The sequence below is a fragment of the Pseudomonas aegrilactucae genome, from assembly GCF_019168305.1.
Classification (GTDB): Bacteria; Pseudomonadota; Gammaproteobacteria; order Pseudomonadales; family Pseudomonadaceae; genus Aquipseudomonas; species Aquipseudomonas aegrilactucae.
Genome location: NZ_JAHTBI010000183.1, coordinates 1 through 625, shown reverse-complemented (window position 1 = coordinate 625; position 625 = coordinate 1). Strand labels below are relative to the sequence as shown.

1 pseudogene is annotated in these 625 nt (G+C 64.3%); it reads right to left on the bottom strand.

The features are described 5' to 3' along the window. A pseudogene (locus tag KUO17_RS26450) lies at positions 1–625 on the bottom strand (RHS repeat-associated core domain-containing protein); the annotation flags it as partial.

Genomic DNA, 625 nt, shown 5'->3' with positions numbered 1-625 from the left:
CCTTGGCTTTGTCGGGCACGAACTGCTTGGCCAGCGTATTGGCCAGCCCCTTGGTGCCGGCCTTGTAGGTGCTGGCCAGGGCGCTGAGGAAGTTGGAGGTGGTCGACTCGGGGTCATGCCACCACTTGCTCAGCTCGAGTTCGGCATTGTCCAGCTCGCCCTGGGCATCGAGGGTACCGTTGACCATGGCCTCGAGGCCGTTGGCGAGGTCGTTGAGCATGTCCTCGCAAAACGTGCCGCACGCCTCGAGCAGCTCGGTCAGCTTGCCCTCGGTCTGGTCGAGGAAGTCGTCGATGGTGCCGACGATCGAGGCATTCAAATGCCCGACCGCCACGGCGATCAGCGCGTCGCCCAACGTCTTCTTGCCATGCTGACGCGCCAGCGCCAGCATCGGGCGCAAGGTCATGCGCGCCGCGGCCATGTTCGGCGGCGCAGGGATCACGCCGATCAGGTTGATGCCCAGGCTCACCCACACCAGCGAGTCCACCTCGGCGCTCTCGCTCAAGGTGATGATGTCGCTCAGCGCATCCACCAGCGCCATGATGTTGCCGATCACCGGAACGCAGCCGGCGAAATTCTGCAGGCGCTCCAGGGTGATCATGTCGTCGCTGATGTCACGCAACCA